Origin of the sequence: Alkalibacillus almallahensis, assembly GCF_011761495.1 — a bacterium.
Lineage (GTDB): Bacteria > Bacillota > Bacilli > Bacillales > Alkalibacillaceae > Alkalibacillus > Alkalibacillus almallahensis.
On sequence record NZ_JAASRU010000003.1, the window covers coordinates 23,922 to 42,632 of the forward strand.

Genomic DNA, 18,711 nt, shown 5'->3' on the forward strand with positions numbered 1-18,711 from the left:
ATTTTTTGATGGATCAACAACAAAACCCGAACAGTCAAATGAAAGAATCAGAAACATTACCAACGCACATGAGCAATGGTGGGCACGCGATTTATGACGCTCATGAAGCAATTTCGACAGTCATTGGTGCGATGGAACATTATAAGATGTACGAGCAGAACATTCAGTGCCAGCAGTTACAAGGCATTTTATCGAATCAGTACGACTACTTAACGCAAACGTATAATACGATGGTTGATGCGTATTCATCTGGTCAGAAACCAGCTCAACCAACTGCTGTTTACAATATGGAGATTTCAAATGATGTCACGTACGGCTTACAACCGAGCCAGCCAAAACAGCCAGAGCAAAACCCGCAACAATTGAATGATGAGTGTTATTCTGGATTTATGCTTGGTCAATTAAAAGCTTGCGCAACAGCAGCTAATAATGCAGCTCTAGAGGCGACAAACCCTGTTATGCGTCGTGTGTTACAAGATAGCGTACCAAATTTTTCTGAAATGGCTTACGAAATGTTCTTGTATCAGAATGACAAAGGCTATTATCAAGTCGCCCAATTCGATCAAGACACGACAAATCAATTGTTAAACAGCTACGCGCCTATGACTAACTCAGGTCAAACCCACTAATATTTAAAATGAAGCCGCCCTGGCGTGTATGGCCAGAGCGGCTTTTATTATTTAACAAAGTCCCCTGATTGTTAAACATTGTCTAGACAATGTTTAACAATACAGTTCAATTATTAGACAAAGGGGTGAGATTGTTTAACAATCTCAAAATTATTCGCGTTCATCGCGGATGATTTCCTTGAGTTCACGGATTTCTTGGCGCATTTGGGTTACTTCTTCTTTCAATTGCTCATCTTCGGGTGTCTCGCCATTCTCAAGTTGCTCTACTTTTTCAAAGTTATTCACAATCACACCAACGAATAGGTTCAAGACAATAAATGTCCCTGACAGAATAAAGGCGACAAAGTATGTCCATGCCCACCATACCTCCTCCATAATCGGGCGCATGATCGCACTGGCCCATGACTCGAGCGTAATAATCTGGAACAGGGTCAATAATGTGTCTTCAATCGTTCCGAAATATTCAGGCGCTACATCACGAAATAAGAACGTTCCCATCACACTAAAAACATAGAACATGATCCCTAGTAAAAGCATGATGGTTCCAAGTGATGGTAACGTCATAATTAAAGCATTCACAATTTTCCTAAGCGAAGGTATAACAGAAATCGTTCGGAAAACACGTAACACACGCAAAATACGTAAGACGGTCACAAATGGCGATCCCATAAAAATAAAGCTTGATGACACGATCACAAAGTCAAACACATTCCAGCCATCTTTGAAGAAATTCACTGTTGGTTTGGCTGCGATCAATTTCAAGATAATTTCCAAAGTAAAAATGATTAACACAAATGTATCGATTCGAACGAACCATTCACCGTATGATTCATATAATCCCCGATAACTTTCTAAACCAACAATCACGGCATTAATCAAAATTAATATAATAATCGTTGGTTGAAACGCTTTATGATTCACGATTTGTGCACTTTTTTACTGCAACTGGTTCATGTTCGCTCCCCCACTTTTGCTTTCATCCTTATAAATTCTATCACAAAATAATTTAATGAGAAAAAATCTATACATAGCTTTTTTTAATCCAGCGTGTTAAAATGCCAATTGAACAATAATTAATTAAAACCACACACTTGTTTTCTAGGGTTCCGCGAGACATTTTAGTTGTGTCGGCCTGGTCCAAGAGAAAACACACAGCACTCCGCTGTGACACGGAGGGACAAAAGCCCGGGAGATGTTGAATCTGACATCTCCCGGGCTTTTACTTTTGTTTTGAATGGTGGATCCTTAAGGAGGTTGTACCCATGACCATCCATTGGTTAAAAGTTGTCGCTGGTGCCTTTTTTGAAATATTTTGGGTGATTGGACTAAGTCACGCGAACAGTTTACTCACTTGGTCAGGCACTGTCATTGCCATTTTCTTAAGCTTTTTCTTCTTAATATTAGCAGCTAAACACCTTCCTGTTGGGACTGTATATGCAGTCTTTGCTGGTCTCGGAACAGCTGGAACCGTCATTGTCGATATGGTCTTTTTTGGCGAGCCTTTTCAACTTCTAAAAGTGTTGTTTATCGGCATACTTGTCGTCGGCATTATAGGATTAAAATTTGTAACGGAAGAACAGGGTGAAGCATAATGTATTGGACAGCGTTAATTTTTGCAGGACTATTTGAAATGACAGGCGTATTAGGAATTAACTTGATTAATCGCTATCGTAATTGGCAATCCGTCTTGTTTATGATCGTAGCTTTTTCAATTAGTTTTGCATTATTGTCAGTCGCCATGAACGCCATTACCATGAGTGTTGCCTATGCAATATGGACAGGGATTGGTGCTGCTGGCAGTGCGATTATGGGGATTTTATTATTTGACGAACCAGCCAACCGTCTGCGCTTATTCTTTATTTTTTGTATCATCGCCGCAACGGTCGGTTTAAAACTGGTGACATGATCCACGTGAAGCTTTACAAAAACTTCACATAACCTTTACTTGCGCTTAACAGACATTCGGCCCTTCATGAGCTAAACTTGAACTAGACCTATTACAATGACGGTCACCATTCGAGAGATCAAATGATTCATAAGGGGGTTCTCGTTTGGTACCGATTGTATAAATTTAGGTTAGATTACAAGTTGTAATATTAGTAACATAGTCGTAAACAAAACGTCACTTCTCTTTCACAGACAAATGAATCATCAACTTGTAGTATATAGTTATAAGCCAAATTGCTTGTGTGAACCTTCCCCTTTAATAGATTTTAAAATAGGTTAACCACCTAGCTTCCCCCTTAGCTAGGTGGTTTTTTGTGTTTTGAAAGGTTGTTGTCTTGCTCAGTTTTGAAATAAATCGCCTTATTTATTTCAAAACTGAATCCACTTATCTAATTAATCCACCTATTTATCTAATAAATTAAAAACAACCTACCGCTCAGGCAGGTTGTTTCGCTTCGACTTTAGTCGATTGTTCATGTTTATTTTGACGTGTCAGCCAATAGAAAATCGGCGTATCGATTGCAGCAATCAATAGCTTAATCACATATTGACTCAGGATCATCATCCACAAATTCGGAACGCTTCCAGCAAAGGCAATCGTAATAAAAATCGTGGTGTCTATAAATTGAGATGACGCCGTACTTAAATTATTACGCATCCACTTAAAACGGTTTGATGTCATCTTCTTTACTGTGGAGAAAATATACACATCAACAAATTGTGATGTTAAGTAGGCCGCACCGGATGCTAATACGAAGCGAGCATTTTGGCCAAGCAATGTCTCATAAGCGGCTTGTGACTCTTGTGCAAACGGCGCAACGGGTAATAGTTGCCCGAAGTAAATCATGATACTTGCGAAAATTTGTGCCACAAAGCCGAATATAATCGTTTGTTTTGCTTGTTGTTTACCGTACTCTTCGTGAATCACATCAGTAATTAAAAATGACACCGCGTAAACGACAACTGCCGCTGGAACAACGAAGGTCTCACTAAATGCGACCAACTTCCCTGCTAATACGTTCGCAATCACGAGGGATGTCGCAAAAATAATATTTAATAAAATTAATTTCTGGTCTCTACTCATCACGGTCGCGTACCGCCTTAGTCGACAGTTCGATACCACCGCGTGCTGATTGATGCACCGTCACTTCAACGTGCAACGGATCAATCGCGTAAACGAAATCATCCGCAATTTGCGCAGCTAATGACTCGCAAAATGCCCCTTGATCACGGAAAGACCATAAATAAAACTTAAACGACTTCGATTCAATGCACTTTTCGTTCGGTGTATATGAAATTTCTACCCGCCCGAAATCAGGTTGACCCGTTTTCGGACAAACCGCCGTAAACTCCAATGCATTAAATGAAACCGTCTGAACATTCGGAGCCGGGAACGCTTCTTCTTTTAAAATCTCACGCCCATGCTCCACACTCTCCGGCCTCGGCATCGGCCCAGACCGAGGTAAATAATAGTTCTCTGACATGTTTCTCATCTCCTTAGTTTTGATTAAGCAGGATTTCGCGAACTGCTCTAAACGTTTGCACAAATAGTTATTCTATCAGACTTTGTTACACTTCACAATAAAATGGTTTTCGCCGTATAACAGCTGGTTTTCGCCGAACACATCCGCTTTTTCGCTGTATACCTGGCAAATTTCGCTGTATGTGAAAGCTTTTTCGCTGTATCGGCCACCATTTTCGCTGTATGTGGATCTATTTTCGCTGTATTAACCTTTCTATCACGAGCGAATTACCTCTTAATCTTCCATCACCTTCTCAACAAACCGCTTCAACACATGAATCGTTTGAACACAGTCACTCAACGACGACCATTCAGCTGGATTGTGACTCACACCATCTAAACTTTGGGTAAACAGCATCGCCATCGGTACATAGCGACCTAAGATCATCGCATCGTGACCAGCGCCACTTGGTAGATAAAATGGTTCGACATCAAGCGCTTCACGCATAGCTTCACCCGCTTGCGCCTGCATGTCAGCAGGCACTTCGACTGGCGCCACATTCATCGACTCTTGGATCGAAACGGTTGTCCCATGTGCGTCACTTACTTGTTGAGCATATTCTTTAATCTGCTTCGATAATTCTTCTTTCCACTCCAATTTAATGTCACGAATATCAACTGACAAAGTGACCTCGCCTGGAATCACGTTCACGCCATTCGGTTCAACTGACAATTTCCCAACTGTCGCAACACCAGAATCACTCACTTGACCAGGGAAGTCCTTCACATTCAACATAAATTCACTCGCTGCGACTAACGCATCCGTCCGATCATTCATCGGGGTATTCCCAGCATGGCCAGCCACACCTGAAAACGTGATACTTAACCACGTCGGCCCAGCAATGCCTGTCACGACACCAACGGGTAAATCGCGTTTCTCTAGTTGTTTCCCTTGTTCAATATGAACTTCGACAAAAGCCTTCACATCATCCAAATTACGTTTTGCCTCACGAAAACCATTCGGCGTCAAGCCGACATCAGCCAAAACATCCGTAAACGGACGACCATTAAAGTCGACCCGCTTCACTTCTTGCTCCATATCAAGTTCACCGACAACGGACTGACTGCCGAGTAAGCCTCCATTAAATCGAGCGCCCTCTTCGTCCGTAAAAACCACGACTTCATACGGAACTGCCGGCTTCACGCCAGCATCTTTCCAAGCTGAAGCCACTTCAAGTGCACTTAGTACTCCTAAAGGTCCATCAAAATGACCACCATGCATGACACTATCTAAATGGGAACCTGATACAACAGCTGGTCCATCTGTCTCACCTTCCACGCGGCCAAACACATTGCCAGCCCCATCAATATGTACATCCAATCCGTCTTCTGCCATCCACTGTTTCACAAGATCCTTCGCTTGCTTTTCTTCTTGTGAAAATGAAATACGTCGACATCCGCCTTCTTTTGTCATGCCAAGTTCAGCTAATGCCGTTAAACGTTCAGCGACGCGACGGCTGTTTACGCCTGAGTGATCAAGCGATTCATCAGATCCTTCCATCAATCGATTACGAAACAAGTCTACTTGCTGTTTGATCTTATCTTCCATGTTATACACTCCCTTTTATATCTCTTCAGCACGAAGTTTTTGCCACGACATGGCAGTCATGACAATCCCTATTATCATGGCTAATCCTATGACCAAAGCTTCCCACGTCAAACCATTTGTCATTAGCAAATCAAGCACGCCAACAAACATCACAACCGTAAAACCAATGTTAGCAATCAAATTTTTCGTCGTTTGCCTATAAGACTTTTTTAAGAACTTTTCCTGAATGATCAGCATTCCAAGCACCAAAACCCATATGGTCATGAGCCAAATAAACATTATCGTCACCTCACGACGTCTCATGTTATTTACCACTCTAATACAAACATTCATCTTGTTAAAGACAAAATAGCCAAAACTTTCGCACAAGTGACTTTTTCGCCTTTTCACGTTATAGTAGGAACATCAGAATTTATGGAGTGTCGGATGTGGGAAAGCTAAGCAAAAAGCAACGTGCAGCTGAGCGCTTACAAGCAAATATAGGAACGTTAAGATGCCCGTTTTGTTATGAAGCCTTAACTTTAATAGATGATCAAAACTTAACCTGTTCCAACCGTCATGTCTTTGATCTAGCCAAGCAAGGCTATCTCAACATGGCCAAGCAATCACAATCGACGATCTATGACACATCACTATTTAATGCACGCCAACGCTTGAACGAAGCTGGGTTTTACACCCCACTAGTCAATCAACTCGATCAGGAATTAGCGAATTTAGCACCCAAAATAGTCTTAGACGCTGGTTGCGGGGAAGGATCTCATTTACAGCAGCTAAATACACGACGACACATTCCTTTTCCAATTGGTATCGACTTGGCTAAAGAAGGGGTCCAACAGGCGGCTAAGCACGATGAAGATGTTCAGTGGATCGTCGCAGACCTCGCCAATACCCCAATGAACAATCAATCGGTTGATGTGATATTAAATATTTTATCCCCATCAAATTACGCAGAATTTGAGCGGGTATTAGCTGAAGATGGTGTCGTCATCAAAGTCGTGCCTAATCAAGCTTATTTAAAAGAAATTCGTCAACAACTAGACCAAACCGACTACTCAAATAATGACGTGGTTGATCGGTTCCGCGAATCTTTTGATATTATCCGCGAGCACCGCGTATTCGCAGAACAAGAATTAATTGAAGCCATGTTCCAAGATCTGATTCAAATGACACCACTCACCCAAGATGCAGATCTCAACCAGCTAAACTTTGTACAACACGTGACACTCGATTTAACCATCTTAGTCGGTCAAAAAAGGCCTTGAGATCCAAAAAAAGCCTACGCTAAATAAGCGTAGGCAATAAATCATTAATCTTCGACTTTGCGAAATGTCACAAAAACGAATAAAATAAAGCTGATGAGTAATATGGTTCCGCCCACGATGAAGAATACCGTGACGAATGCTTCGGGTAACCCTAATGGATTCATGTAATAGAACCACATGCCAATCGTTAATCCGAACGCACCGATGATCCCGGACCATACATGAAGCGTCGTCAATAAAGACGGGATAGGGTTGTACACTTTATAAAACATCGACCAAGAAAATAGGGTTAACCAGCCGACTAGTAAAATGTGGGCATGAATCGCACTAAATTCGAGACTTCCTGCTCCAGCCATGTGTGAACCAAGAAACGCACCGACTGCAGCGAATAATGCGGATAATCGTAATAATAGTTTGTTATAAGACAAAATGGTTGTCCCCCTTTAAAAGGAAAATTCTACTATAACTAATAAACATGCTATGCTAATATATAACGTAACATACATAGCATCACGGAGGTATTATGATGAATGAAGATTTAGTGAAACAATTTTGGCAACAATTTGTAAGTGAACGTCCAGAACTTGCTAATGAAGATACACCTTATAAAGTTGAATATTTTGGTGACGGTGAAGCGATGGCACGCGAACTGCTCGATTTAATTAAAGCAGGCGAAAAAACAGCCACTTGTTCACTGTACCGTATGTATGAATACCATGATGAAAAGGTCGCTGATGAAGGTAGCTTTAACATCGTCACAGACTATCAAGGCAATCCCGAAGCAATTATTAGAATTACAGATATCGATATCATCCCGTTCCGCTCAATCCCAGAAGATATTGCGGAAAAAGAAGGTGAAGGCGACCAAAGTTATGAGTACTGGTATGAAGCCCACGAAAACTTCTTTTCTCGTGAAATGGACTCGATCAGCGAAACATTTGAGGATGATTTACCCGTCGTTGTTGAACAATTTGATCTCGTTTACAAACAATAACCGTGCGACTGCATGGTTATTTTCTTTAACAAAGGATGCGATTCACCATGCTTAGAATGCGATTTTATTTGTATACATCATTTGTCTTGATATATATCATCAATTTGTTTGCAACAAGCGAGATGCTTACCTACATACAAGGAGCCATCGGGTTAGTTGCTGTACTCTTTTCCATACATAATGCGAGTAGAACATATCAATTAATTGGTATCATTTTTGCTAGTATCGGAGCAGGCTTGTTTATCATCTATGATTTACCGACCAGTAATCTATTACCTTATATGACTTCGATGGGGCTATTAATCTCGCTACTGTATTTGATTCCGTTTATTAACCATTTTATGATTGTCGGGAAGTTCGATCAATCAATCTATCAACTTTTGCAGTCGAACACTCATCATCTCGGGTCCTTTTATGCGAAATCCTATTTAACGAGTTACGTCTTAACACTATTTATCTTCTTATCGATGGTTCCGTTATCCTATCAGTTAGTAAAAGATAAAACAGCTTCATTCAATGACCGTTTAACGCATGAATTCGCGACTCGATCGATTTTGCGTCCGCTTGCAACCGCAAATGCTTGGAGCCCAATCGAAGTTTACATTGCGCTTGTCGTTGGGATTACGGGGGCTTATTATTTAGAGTTGCTTCCCGTCTTACTCGGATTCTCACTAATTATGGCTGCGATTGATATAGGCCTAGGTTATACGCGTTATAGATCGTACAAATTTACAGATGAATCAACTCATGAACCTGGATCACAAAGCCAGTCATGGAAACACATAGGCTTACTCGGGTTATTTCTCGTGTTGTTTGTTGCAACTGCTGCCATTACGCACAACCTATTAGCTCTTGAATTTTTCGATGCGATTATTTTAACGATCGTTCCATTCACCATAGTCTGGGCGCTTGCGATCAATCGTTTACGCACCTTTATCCATTACAATCGCGAAGTCTGGCACCAACAATTATGGACGATGCAAAATTTCATCATGCTCTTAGTACCGATCGGCTTTTTTAACGAAGTTGTGCAAGACACCGGCGTGTTCGAGCCATTATTAAGTCAACTATCGTGGTTAGAAGAGCAACCGCTCTGGTTATTTATCTTTATTTTCTTAAGTGCAGTCGTTCTAGCCTTTGCAGGGTTCCATCCGCTGGTGACACTTAGCTTACAAGGCATTGTCGTGACGCCATTTCTCGATACGATTAGCCCACTGAGTGTGTCAGTCGTGATGGTCATCTCCGTCGTCGCAAATGACATGACTGGGACATTTAATATTCCGATCACGATGCTTAATCAATATTTTAAACGCAATCCGTACCAGCTGACCCTCTGGAATATCGGCTACGCTCTATTATTTGGTGCAATAGGCGTGGGCATCGCGCTACTCTTTGTATGAGTCGCCTATTGAAATTATTTGATCAATCCTCTTATTTATTAAATAAGTCGAGTGAGAATTGAGGATGGTGCAAAAGGCGAATGTTTGAAAGTTATAACAGTTAATCACTTATGAAGCGGAGTCAAAACACGTAGACGCCTGCAGGAACAGCACGCGTCTCGAGACCCCGCAAGCCACGCTTTTGGGCTGAGGAGGCTCGAGCCGTGCCCGCGGCAAGCGAAGTGTTTTGACGGAGCGTCATTCAAGCAGAAAACTCGAACGATTTACTTTTTCAATTAAGTCGATCGGGTTTCCTTTGCATTTTTAAATTTTATCTCAGTTCCATTTCTCCCCCACACTAACCTAAAAAAGCCTGCGCATGAATCGATCCATGCGCAGGCTCTCTTAATCCTCTATTATTTCAAATTAAATAATTCATCACAGTAAGCAGCCATCGCTGTATCTTTCTCCGTTAAACCACCTTGATCAAAACTAAACCACTTAATCGTCACCTTGGTATGATCAATGATGACATATGGATGATGATCCTTTGCTTCCGCTTGGTTCGCTACCTGTCTAACAAAATCAACGCCTTTTAAATACTCATCAAATTGAAAGTCACGGCGAAGCATACCATCATCTAATTTCCATTCAGGTAATTGTTCTAATGTTTGTTTCACTTCAGTTTCACTCAATAGTGCCAACTTCAGTTCCTCCTTATGAACTCTTTTCAATATAATTTTTAATATATTGTAACTGTTCCCCATCTTCGCCTTCAATAATCTTCTTAATGAACGGTTTCATTAATTTATTACGTAAACCTTTCGTTTTCATCATAACATCCAAGCGAATATGCGTCCCTTCTTCTACTTCAGAGAAGGTATAAATGTATGTTAAATGTAACTGATGCTGATCGCTGGAAACGACGAAAAGTTGATTCTCCTTCATCTCATCAATCGTCCATGTTGAATCCACTTTACGACTCCGTACTTGTCTCGTCTCAACCAACTGATCTCCCGCTGCTAAATCATCCACTTGGTCGATCGACACATCGACAATGTGGCTCACTTCCGATAGATATTCATATTTCGTCACCACTTGATAGACATCATCAATAGGCGCTTGAATCACTATTTCACGTGAAAAACTCAAACACGGTTCCTCCTTATCCCAACCATTAGGCTAGGCCTTTATGCGTCACCCAATTGACAGTTTGCACATAGTCTTGCAAATCACTGAAATGGATCGGTTTTTGATAATAATAGCCTTGATACCATTCACAACCCATATGACTTAACACATTAAGTTGTGACTCATCTTCAATCCCTTCAGCAACCACTTGTAAGTTAAGGTTATGCGCTAAATGTACAATTGATTCACAAATGGTGCGATCAACCATTTCCTGATGAATCTCACGGACAAATGAGCCATCTAACTTCACGACATCGACTGGTAACTTTTTTAAATAATTAAGCGATGAATAAACCGTTCCAAAGTCATCAATCCATAACTGGACACCTAATTCACGTAACCGATCCATCACAAAAATAGCATCATCCATATCATTTAATAAAGTGGTTTCCGTTAATTCGACTGCTAATAATGATGGCGGGAATCCCGTCTTTTCCAAGGTTCGTTTTAACTTCTCAATAAAATGTCGCTTCGTAATATGATTCGCAGACACATTAATCGTTAACATAAAGCGCTGACCTGTTTGATCAATTAATGACTTCATTTCACCACAAGCATACTCTGCCACATACTGATCAATCTCATCAATCAGTCCTTCTTCCTCAGCAAAAGGAATAAATTGATTTGGCGGGATAACGCCTTGCTCTGGATGTGGCCAACGGACGAGTACTTCAAAACCGTAAACTTCGCCATATTGATTCATAATTGGCTGATAATGCGGGCGGATTTGACCTTCCTCAAGGCCGCGCCGAATCATGAACAAGTATTTCTCTCGCTCTGATAACGATTTCGGTGGTAGTGTCGGCTCCGTTTGTTTACTCAGCACCTCACCATTATGACGCTCAAAAAAGTCATTCATGATTAAACTCAATAAAGCTTTATAGGCCTCAACAACTTCTAACTCTCGCTCTGTTGGTTCTTTCTCATCTGTAGAATAAACAGTTAATACCCCAATTACATCATCACTTTCATGACGCAAAATGGGCAAAGACCAACACGATTTTATATGTAGCTCATCAACTGTATGACGCCATTCATCCCAAGCTGGGTCTTCTGCAACATTAGGTGAAATAGCTAATGTTTTATGGCAAACCGCCTCACCACACACACCCATTTGATCATGAATCTTCACACCATAATACTGATTCAACAATCCTTCAGGCAAACTATAGGTGACGCCATCAATAAAATGCTCACTTGTTTCATTCAATAACATAATCGAAGCCTTGGACGATTCAAACTGTTCCTCAAAGTATTTGACAAGCTTTTTTAAACTATCTTTCAGTGGAGCGCCATCACATATATGCTCCGTTATGTATTCATACCCTTTCACAAACTCATCAGGGACTATCCCAATGGATTGTGTTTCGTATTCCCCCATTTATTAGAGCCTCCTCTAAAGTTGTTCGTATCTAGCCTGTTCCTACTATTGTATCGCTTTTCTAAGCTCATGAAAACGCTATATCCGTGTCTAATTCTGTTTTAATTTACGCCATAATGTCGAACGATTAATGCCTAAACGTTTAGCTGCTTTAGATTGATTATAATTTTCTTCTTCTAACACCGATTGAATAACCTGATATTCGATATCTTCTAATGTACCTTCTAACTGATAAACTGAAGTCGACTGTGTACTATATTTCTCTTGTAAATACTTTTTGACGTGCTCATATTTCAATACATACCCGTTTTCAGCTAGGACGACAGATTTCAAAAATGATTTCAACTCACGGGCATGACCACGCCATTCATACCGTTTCAATTCTTCAATCACATCAGATTGGATTTTCATGACACTTGTTCCGAAATGTTGGTGAAAATAAGCCGCGAACAAGGTCACCAACCCTTTGAAATCCTCAGGTCGATCTTCTAATGGCGGTACAAATATTTCGATACTCTGATCAATCAATTGTGTATCAAACCGATCAACGACCGACTCATTGACGGATATTACAATATGTTTATTGTGGTTGATCGCCTTGCGTAAGAACCGTCCAAGCAAATGGTACCGATCTGCTGGCAATTGTGACAGGTGACGTAAATAAATGGTTCCTACTTCTGGAGAAAGTAGTTCATCTAAATACTCAAATTGACAACGACTTAAATCCACCTCTAATAGTGTCTTTCCTGACCAACTTAAATAATGAATATAATGCGCTAACAAACCACGTCCTGTCCCTGTTTCACCAACTAAAAAGAACAATTGATGATTCTCCGTCCCATTCTGAATGACTCGCATGACAGCTTTCATCGCATCACTTTCGGCAATGACAGTCGGTTTTTGTTTCACACTAAATTGCTCAACCCAGTCTAGTTGATTCAAGATATCATCATGATGGGTGAAATGTAATAGGAAATAAAATACACCCTCATGGTTGAAATGTTCGACTTTGACATCAATTTGCTGGTGGCCTTTAATATAATATCGCCAGTTAACTAAATATTTGAAGTTAATACTCGATGGAATCTGTGCAAGTTCTAAATCACTCAATGGACAATGATCAAAAGAATGCCAAACTTCAAATAAAACATCTCCATTTTCATCAATAACCATCACATCATGATCTTGATATTGAATAATTTTGGACAACATATCCGCTCGGGAGAAATTCCACTTAAAAAAGATATCACTCGCTCTTGCTTCTTCTAATGCTGAAATAATGGTTTCACGCCCAGATTGAATTAAAAATGCCTCCATCCCGTGACGTTTAGCTGATTCTACCGTCCCAACATCGCCAATGACGACTTGGTAGCCCAATTCACGAGCTTCGTAGACCGTTTGTTCAATTTCATCAATCGAATCGATCGTAAACAAATCAACCGATAAATCAAGCAAATCAATGACGGCCTGTGCTCCACTCAACATATTAGGATACCCAATCAGTGCCTTCGTTTCGCTAAATTCATGTGTCATCATTAATACACGCAGGATATCATAGCCGGACATGGTGACATCAATCACTGGAATTCGGGTGACATGTCGAAGTAAATGCGCTGTTCCGCCCCGACTAATAATGATGTCATACTTTTCGCGTTCAGCTTGCTTCGCAATTTGTGCACCCTTATCCATATTTCCAACTTCGATTGACACTTCAATCCCCTCAATCTCTGAACTACACTCTTCAATCACCGGAATCATAGAAGCATATGGTGCAATAAATTTTATGTATGTGCTCAAAATAACAACACCTCGTTATCGATTTAGTAAAACATGACCTTATATATTGCAATATACAACATTTGAAGATAAATTTCGATAATTTTTAAATTTTTCAATCACTCAAACCACTAGTAATGAATAGGCTTAGAGCTTTTTCTTATTTTTCAGCTAAGATCCAAGTTGTTGACATTTTATATTATACGTTTAAAATATATTATATAAATTAAATTAATTGATTCCCTTTACGGAAGGTGGCGATCAACATGAGCGAAGATTTAAATCGCGTTCATGAGTCAGAAGATGTCATGATTAGCGCCATAGCGCAATCCATGACGGTATATGGCGTGTCCGCATCGGTTGGACGTATCTATGGCGTTTTATATTTTGCCGACGAACCGCTCACATTAGATGATATAAAAGATCAAGTTGCCATGAGCAAAGCCAGTGTCAGTAACGGCATTCGCGAGCTGATCGAAACTGAAATGGTGACGAAGGTTTGGAAGAAAGGTGAGCGCAAGGATCACTTTATCGCTGAAAAAGATTTCTTAAGAAACTTCCTCACTTACTTCGTTAAAACATTACGCACTGAACGAAACCTGATCTATAAAGCCATTGAACAAACTGAACCGATTTTTAACGAAGTGGCGAAAGATGCGAATGATGACCAAGCCGAACAAATCGCTAATCGCGATTTAGAACTCATTGATGATGCCAAAAATTATTTAAATTGGCTCATGCGTTTAGCTAATTCACTCGAATCAGGCGATATATTTAACCATCTACCAAAACACGAAGAAAAGGAGAGCACAAATGACGAATCATAAATCAGCTTTAGTTTTAATTGACCTACAAAAAGAATCTAACTTCGGATTAGACGACATGAATGATGTTTTAGAAAACGCGAAAAAGATGATCCCAGCATTCCGCGAGGCAGATATTCCGATTATCTACACACGCCAAATCAACCGCGAAGATACAGTCGGTCTATCCAAAGGGGAACCATTAAACGAAGATGGGACGCCATACTTTTACAATGCAGCCAGTGATCAAATTGAAATCTTCGATGAGATCAAGCCAGCAGACGATGATGTCGTCATTGATAAGTATCGTTGGAGTGCATTTTTTGATACGAGCCTTGATTTAATGCTGAAAAGTTTAGATGTCGACCACTTGTACATTGGTGGTGTCGTCACTGATGGATGCTTAATGACATCTGTATTTGACGCTTATTTCCGTGATTATCAAATTAATTTAATTCATGATTTATGTACAGCCAGTAATGAAGGCGCACATCAAGCAGCGATGCTGACGATGACGAACTGGGTGTATAACTTGAACATATTTAGCACTGATGAACTGATTAAGAAATTAAACGGCGAAGAATACAACTATTTCAAAGCCGATCAGGTTGATCAGATGCAATTCACAGCAGACACAATGGAAGCTAAATTTAAAGAAATCACAAATCCATAGCGATCAACTACCGCTTAATCACGGTAGATTGATATAAATATTAACATCACTTATTTCAATCACTTTGTAACATCACACAATCTATTAAAGGAAAGGGAGATTTTAAACATGAAGAAGCTTTTAGCAATAAGTGCACTAATTTTAGTGCTAGTGCTAGCCGCTTGCGGCGGTTCTTCAGAAGAGGGAAATAACGGGGAATCAGAAGGTCAAGATAGTAGCGAACAGACAGATGAGAACAGTAGCTCAGAAGGTAGTAGCGAAGATGCTGAAAAAGGTGAAATTGTGATTGGCCAGACTTCATGGTCGAGTACAGCTCCTCCAACTCAGATTGCGAAAAGCATTCTAGAAGAAGTTGGGTATGAAGTTGAAGTCACTTTACTAGATCAACCAGTTATTTGGGAAAGCATGGCAAACGAAGAAATCCATTTCTTCATGGATGCTTGGTTACCATACACTGAAGAAGCCTTATGGTCCGACTACAAAGACGAACTACAAAAAGTATCAACAAGTTACGAAGAAGTCCCACTTGGTTGGGTTGTTCCAGAGTATGTTGATGCTGAAACAATCGGTGATTTAGAAGGTCGCGGAGAAGAATTCGATGGTGAAATCCTAACAATCGGTGAAGGTGCCGGCATTGTTGAACTTTCTAAAGAGGTTATGAACGATGAGAATTATAACTTAGACGGCTTCGAACTTAAGCCAAGTAGTGAAGCAGCGATGCTAGGTGTTGTCGATCAGAAAATGAAAGATGAAGAACCATTTGTCTTCACTGGTTGGAGACCACACTCAGTATTTGCTAAACATGACCTTAAATTCCTAGAAGACACTGAAGGTCACTTCCAATATGACAACGTGTATGTCTTATCTTATCAAGGCATTCAAGATCAACCACAATACTCAGAAGCGTATGATATCCTATCAAACTGGGAAATCAGCGTTGATGAACTTGAAAGCATGATCCAAAAAGCTGAAAACGAAGACGCAAGCTACGAAGATCTTGCGCAACAATGGATCGAAGACAACCGCGACACAGTTGATGAATGGATCAACAACTAAAGCGATTAACAATTCCCCTAAATTGTTGATTATATTGAAGGAAAGCCCTCCGTTTTCGCGGAGGGCTTTCTATTTTGTTAAACAATCTACTTGAATTGTTTAACATTCGACCTAGATTATGAAACATTCTATATGAATTATTAAACAATCTACGCTCATTGTTTAACAATAACCTCGAAGTGTCTAACAATGTGGGGATTTCCCGGGAAATACTCACATCTTGTCGTCACTAAAAATATTAAATCGATCCCAAACACTTTCTAGCTCTTCTAAATGTTGTTGAATTTCAGTGCTTTTCTCATGTCCCACTGCGGTAATTAACGCATTAATCAAACTCAATGGCGCAACAAATGAATCAATTAAGGACGACATATCGCTTCGAGCATATAATGCTATATCTGAATATGGCACAAGTGGCGATAATTGATTATCCGTAATCGACACGACTTGGGTACCTCGGTCATGTGCAAACGAGAGTGCCTCTACCGTGCTCCGCGTATAACGGGAAAAACTCAAACCAATCACAACATCATCTTCATCGATTCGAAACAGTTTCTCTGAAATACCATGCGGATTCCTGATTAACTCCGCATTTTCTAACATCACATCAAAATAAAACTCTAAAAACGATCCAAGCGCAACAGCACTACGATTGGCCACGATAAAAATCCGCTTCGCACCAACAATTTTATCCACGACTTTTTGAAAATCATCCATATTCAACTGCTGAGACATTTCACGAATGCGCTCAACCTCTTCTTCAAACATTTCCATCGTCGCTTGGCTTTCCTGGTCATACATATCTTCTGAGATTCGCAATTGCTCAACTGTCGTCAATTGCTTTTTCATCGCTTCTTGCAATGCTTTTTGGAACTCTGGATAACCACTATAGCCTAAATAAGTAGCAAAGCGATACACTGTCGCCTCACCTACTCCTACTTGTTTCGCTAATTCACCAACCGTTAAAAAAGGGACAGAATTCATATGGCTCATCACGTATCGTGCTATCTCTCGTTGTGATTTACTCATATTTTGAAGCTTGCTTTGAATCACTTCATATAAATCAGCCATATGATCTCCACCTTTTTTATTGATTTAACACACGTTTAATCGCCACTTCATGGGCATCAATCGTCTTTTGAATATCTTGATCGGTATGAGCCGTGCTCATCGAGTAACGATTACCTGGTTTTGTATAAATACCTGAATCGAGCAGTTCATAATCGATTTGTTTACGCGTTTCTAAATCGACTTCGGATAAATCACGATAATTCCGAACTGTCTTTTGAGTCAATATTATATTAAATATAGTCCCTAAGCCAACTGTTTGCATCGGAAGACCATGGCGATGGTAAACCGTTTCAAGACCATGGCGTAATTGTTCCGTTTTACGCAACAGGTCACTCATCACACCATCTTGTTCTAAATGTTCAATCGTGGCTAAACCTGCTGCTAACACAGTCGGATGACCATTATAAGTCCCACTATGGAACAAGGCGCGGTCCGTCACCTGCTGGCCACCACCTGACGTTAAAATGTCACCACCACGTTCAGGCGACATGAGGTTCATCAGGTCAAACTTACCACCTAATGCTCCCACTGGGAATCCACCACCTAACACTTTACCAAGTGCTGTAAGGTCAGGTTCAATTCCATAAAGATGCTGAGCACCACCTACTGTTAAACGAAAACCTGTTTTCACTTCATCAAAAATCAAGACAATACCAAGCTCATCCGTAATTTGACGCAACCCTTTCATAAATGATTCATCTGCTGGCACAAAACCACTCTGAACCGGCTCCAAAATCACAGCTGAAATCTCATCTTGGCGTTTCCGTAAAATCGCTTCTGTCGCTTCAAGATCATTGAATGGCATAATCACGGTGTCATCCAAATCAGATTCCGACATGCCACTCGATTCTGCAACAGAATTGGGTTCCGCCTGCTCACCCGCATTGTCGATATTAGGATTCACACTCACTAGTACCTGATCATATCCGCCATGATAATGGCCTTCAAACTTCGCAATTTTCGGCTTATCGTTATAAGCCTGTGCTAAACGAATCGCAAGCAATGTCGCTTCAAGTCCTGAATTTGTAAATCGAACTTGATCCATACTCGGAAAAATATCGACTAGTTTTTGTGCCATTTTATATTCCAAATGATGTGGCGTTCCAAATACAAACGAACCACACTGCTCCATCTGCTGGTAAACCGCTTCTTTCACACGCTCATGCCCATGACCTAAAATCATAGCCCCATAGCTTAGCAGATAGTCGATATATTGATTCCCATCGACATCTGTTAAACGACTACCAGAAGCATGATCCATCACAATCGGATGCGGCGCAAAATGTTTAATATTCGCCGTCACCCCACCTGGAATCACCTGCTTCGCTTGCTCATGCGCTTTAGCCGAACCAGCTATTTTGTTCTCAAAACTATTCTCTTGCGCAACACGTGCACGATTCATTTTCGTCACCCTTTATACATTACGAAATATTTATTTCACCTGTTTATCTAATTGATAATTTTATTTCATAAAGCAT

The 18,711-nt window shown here is 40.5% G+C and carries 21 protein-coding genes and 1 riboswitch; of the genes, 9 read left to right on the plus strand and 12 right to left on the minus strand.

What is annotated here, in order from left to right:
• The first annotated feature begins 8 nt into the window (after positions 1-8).
• Complete coding sequence (locus FHR85_RS03545; protein ID WP_167261172.1) at positions 9-629, plus strand: spore coat protein; 621 nt, start codon at positions 9-11, stop codon at positions 627-629.
• Positions 630-779: 150 nt separating this feature from the next.
• Here the strand turns inward: FHR85_RS03545 and FHR85_RS03550 are convergent, their stop codons facing one another.
• Positions 780-1,550 carry an ion transporter gene (locus tag FHR85_RS03550; RefSeq protein WP_341770923.1) on the minus strand — a complete coding sequence of 257 codons (771 nt, stop codon included), beginning with the start codon at positions 1,548-1,550 and terminating at the stop codon, positions 780-782.
• A 166-nt stretch (positions 1,551-1,716) separates the two neighbouring features.
• A riboswitch (guanidine-I (ykkC/yxkD leader) is annotated at positions 1,717-1,823 on the plus strand.
• 68 nt (positions 1,824-1,891) lie between these two features.
• Here FHR85_RS03550 and FHR85_RS03555 point away from each other — a divergent pair.
• Together FHR85_RS03555 and FHR85_RS03560 are read left to right on the plus strand one after the other, a co-directional pair.
• Positions 1,892-2,221, plus strand: a complete 330-nt coding sequence (locus FHR85_RS03555; protein WP_167261174.1) for a DMT family transporter — start codon at positions 1,892-1,894, stop codon at positions 2,219-2,221.
• Positions 2,221-2,535 carry a DMT family transporter gene (locus FHR85_RS03560; protein ID WP_167261176.1) on the plus strand — a complete coding sequence of 105 codons (315 nt, stop codon included), beginning with the start codon at positions 2,221-2,223 and terminating at the stop codon, positions 2,533-2,535. The genes FHR85_RS03555 and FHR85_RS03560 overlap by 1 nt, the downstream gene beginning before the upstream one ends.
• A 477-nt stretch (positions 2,536-3,012) precedes the next feature.
• On the opposite strand, the gene FHR85_RS03565 is transcribed toward FHR85_RS03560, so the two are convergent.
• The 4 genes from FHR85_RS03565 to FHR85_RS03580 form a co-directional block, all read right to left on the minus strand.
• On the minus strand, positions 3,013-3,660 hold the full coding sequence (locus FHR85_RS03565) for a queuosine precursor transporter (protein ID WP_167261529.1): 648 nt from the start codon (positions 3,658-3,660) through the stop codon (positions 3,013-3,015).
• A complete protein-coding gene (gene queF / locus FHR85_RS03570; RefSeq protein ID WP_167261178.1) occupies positions 3,653-4,060 on the minus strand; it encodes a preQ(1) synthase in 408 nt (135 codons plus the stop codon). Before queF ends, FHR85_RS03565 begins: the two co-directional genes overlap by 8 nt.
• A gap of 273 nt (positions 4,061-4,333) precedes the next feature.
• Positions 4,334-5,647, minus strand: coding sequence for a M20 family metallo-hydrolase (locus FHR85_RS03575; protein ID WP_167261180.1), 1,314 nt, complete (start codon positions 5,645-5,647; stop codon positions 4,334-4,336).
• 15 nt (positions 5,648-5,662) lie between these two features.
• The gene (locus FHR85_RS03580) at positions 5,663-5,950 is read right to left on the minus strand and encodes a hypothetical protein (protein ID WP_167261183.1); all 288 of its coding nucleotides are present in this window, start codon (positions 5,948-5,950) and stop codon (positions 5,663-5,665) included.
• Positions 5,951-6,075: 125 nt separating this feature from the next.
• On the opposite strand from FHR85_RS03580, the gene FHR85_RS03585 reads away from it, so the two are divergent.
• Positions 6,076-6,909, plus strand: coding sequence for a methyltransferase domain-containing protein (locus FHR85_RS03585; protein WP_167261185.1), 834 nt, complete (start codon positions 6,076-6,078; stop codon positions 6,907-6,909).
• A gap of 44 nt (positions 6,910-6,953) precedes the next feature.
• Here the strand turns inward: FHR85_RS03585 and FHR85_RS03590 are convergent, their stop codons facing one another.
• A complete protein-coding gene (locus FHR85_RS03590) occupies positions 6,954-7,337 on the minus strand; it encodes a hypothetical protein (RefSeq protein WP_167261187.1) in 384 nt (127 codons plus the stop codon).
• A 98-nt stretch (positions 7,338-7,435) separates the two neighbouring features.
• On the opposite strand from FHR85_RS03590, the gene FHR85_RS03595 reads away from it, so the two are divergent.
• Complete coding sequence (locus FHR85_RS03595) at positions 7,436-7,903, plus strand: ASCH domain-containing protein (RefSeq protein ID WP_167261189.1); 468 nt, start codon at positions 7,436-7,438, stop codon at positions 7,901-7,903.
• A 47-nt stretch (positions 7,904-7,950) separates the two neighbouring features.
• Positions 7,951-9,303, plus strand: coding sequence for a hypothetical protein (locus FHR85_RS03600; protein WP_167261191.1), 1,353 nt, complete (start codon positions 7,951-7,953; stop codon positions 9,301-9,303).
• A 395-nt stretch (positions 9,304-9,698) separates the two neighbouring features.
• Here the strand turns inward: FHR85_RS03600 and FHR85_RS03605 are convergent, their stop codons facing one another.
• From FHR85_RS03605 to FHR85_RS03620, 4 genes are all read right to left on the minus strand, one after another.
• On the minus strand, positions 9,699-9,986 hold the full coding sequence (locus FHR85_RS03605) for a 4a-hydroxytetrahydrobiopterin dehydratase (protein ID WP_167261193.1): 288 nt from the start codon (positions 9,984-9,986) through the stop codon (positions 9,699-9,701).
• Positions 9,987-9,999: 13 nt separating this feature from the next.
• Positions 10,000-10,434 (minus strand): SRPBCC family protein, encoded by a 435-nt coding sequence (locus FHR85_RS03610; protein ID WP_167261195.1) that lies wholly within the window; start codon positions 10,432-10,434, stop codon positions 10,000-10,002.
• 25 nt (positions 10,435-10,459) lie between these two features.
• The gene (locus FHR85_RS03615) at positions 10,460-11,854 is read right to left on the minus strand and encodes a sensor domain-containing phosphodiesterase (protein WP_167261197.1); all 1,395 of its coding nucleotides are present in this window, start codon (positions 11,852-11,854) and stop codon (positions 10,460-10,462) included.
• A 90-nt stretch (positions 11,855-11,944) separates the two neighbouring features.
• The gene (locus tag FHR85_RS03620) at positions 11,945-13,651 is read right to left on the minus strand and encodes a sigma-54-dependent Fis family transcriptional regulator (RefSeq protein ID WP_167261199.1); all 1,707 of its coding nucleotides are present in this window, start codon (positions 13,649-13,651) and stop codon (positions 11,945-11,947) included.
• 245 nt (positions 13,652-13,896) lie between these two features.
• Between FHR85_RS03620 and FHR85_RS03625 the strand changes: the two genes are divergently transcribed.
• The 3 genes from FHR85_RS03625 to FHR85_RS03635 all read left to right on the plus strand — a co-directional run bounded on the left by FHR85_RS03625 (position 13,897) and on the right by FHR85_RS03635 (position 16,162).
• The gene (locus tag FHR85_RS03625; RefSeq protein WP_167261201.1) at positions 13,897-14,457 is read left to right on the plus strand and encodes a GbsR/MarR family transcriptional regulator; all 561 of its coding nucleotides are present in this window, start codon (positions 13,897-13,899) and stop codon (positions 14,455-14,457) included.
• Positions 14,444-15,106, plus strand: coding sequence for a cysteine hydrolase family protein (locus tag FHR85_RS03630; RefSeq protein ID WP_167261203.1), 663 nt, complete (start codon positions 14,444-14,446; stop codon positions 15,104-15,106). The genes FHR85_RS03625 and FHR85_RS03630 overlap by 14 nt, the downstream gene beginning before the upstream one ends.
• A gap of 108 nt (positions 15,107-15,214) precedes the next feature.
• A complete protein-coding gene (locus tag FHR85_RS03635; RefSeq protein ID WP_167261205.1) occupies positions 15,215-16,162 on the plus strand; it encodes a glycine betaine ABC transporter substrate-binding protein in 948 nt (315 codons plus the stop codon).
• Between the two features lie 213 nt (positions 16,163-16,375).
• On the opposite strand, the gene FHR85_RS03640 is transcribed toward FHR85_RS03635, so the two are convergent.
• Both FHR85_RS03640 and FHR85_RS03645 read right to left on the minus strand, forming a co-directional pair.
• Positions 16,376-17,233, minus strand: coding sequence for a MurR/RpiR family transcriptional regulator (locus FHR85_RS03640; RefSeq protein WP_167261207.1), 858 nt, complete (start codon positions 17,231-17,233; stop codon positions 16,376-16,378).
• Between the two features lie 16 nt (positions 17,234-17,249).
• Positions 17,250-18,635 carry an aspartate aminotransferase family protein gene (locus tag FHR85_RS03645; protein WP_167261209.1) on the minus strand — a complete coding sequence of 462 codons (1,386 nt, stop codon included), beginning with the start codon at positions 18,633-18,635 and terminating at the stop codon, positions 17,250-17,252.
• Between the last annotated feature and the right edge of the window lie 76 nt (positions 18,636-18,711).

Coding starts and splice junctions, on each gene's coding strand:
- FHR85_RS03545 (WP_167261172.1), top strand. CDS start 9: ATGGATCAACAACAAAACCCGAACAGTCAAATGAAAGAATCAGAAACA.
- FHR85_RS03555 (WP_167261174.1), top strand. CDS start 1,892: ATGACCATCCATTGGTTAAAAGTTGTCGCTGGTGCCTTTTTTGAAATA.
- FHR85_RS03560 (WP_167261176.1), top strand. CDS start 2,221: ATGTATTGGACAGCGTTAATTTTTGCAGGACTATTTGAAATGACAGGC.
- FHR85_RS03565 (WP_167261529.1), bottom strand. CDS start 3,660: ATGAGTAGAGACCAGAAATTAATTTTATTAAATATTATTTTTGCGACA.
- queF (WP_167261178.1), bottom strand. CDS start 4,060: ATGTCAGAGAACTATTATTTACCTCGGTCTGGGCCGATGCCGAGGCCG.
- FHR85_RS03575 (WP_167261180.1), bottom strand. CDS start 5,647: ATGGAAGATAAGATCAAACAGCAAGTAGACTTGTTTCGTAATCGATTG.
- FHR85_RS03580 (WP_167261183.1), bottom strand. CDS start 5,950: ATGAGACGTCGTGAGGTGACGATAATGTTTATTTGGCTCATGACCATA.
- FHR85_RS03595 (WP_167261189.1), top strand. CDS start 7,436: ATGAATGAAGATTTAGTGAAACAATTTTGGCAACAATTTGTAAGTGAA.
- FHR85_RS03600 (WP_167261191.1), top strand. CDS start 7,951: ATGCTTAGAATGCGATTTTATTTGTATACATCATTTGTCTTGATATAT.
- FHR85_RS03615 (WP_167261197.1), bottom strand. CDS start 11,854: ATGGGGGAATACGAAACACAATCCATTGGGATAGTCCCTGATGAGTTT.
- FHR85_RS03625 (WP_167261201.1), top strand. CDS start 13,897: ATGAGCGAAGATTTAAATCGCGTTCATGAGTCAGAAGATGTCATGATT.
- FHR85_RS03630 (WP_167261203.1), top strand. CDS start 14,444: ATGACGAATCATAAATCAGCTTTAGTTTTAATTGACCTACAAAAAGAA.
- FHR85_RS03635 (WP_167261205.1), top strand. CDS start 15,215: ATGAAGAAGCTTTTAGCAATAAGTGCACTAATTTTAGTGCTAGTGCTA.
- FHR85_RS03640 (WP_167261207.1), bottom strand. CDS start 17,233: ATGGCTGATTTATATGAAGTGATTCAAAGCAAGCTTCAAAATATGAGT.
- FHR85_RS03645 (WP_167261209.1), bottom strand. CDS start 18,635: ATGAATCGTGCACGTGTTGCGCAAGAGAATAGTTTTGAGAACAAAATA.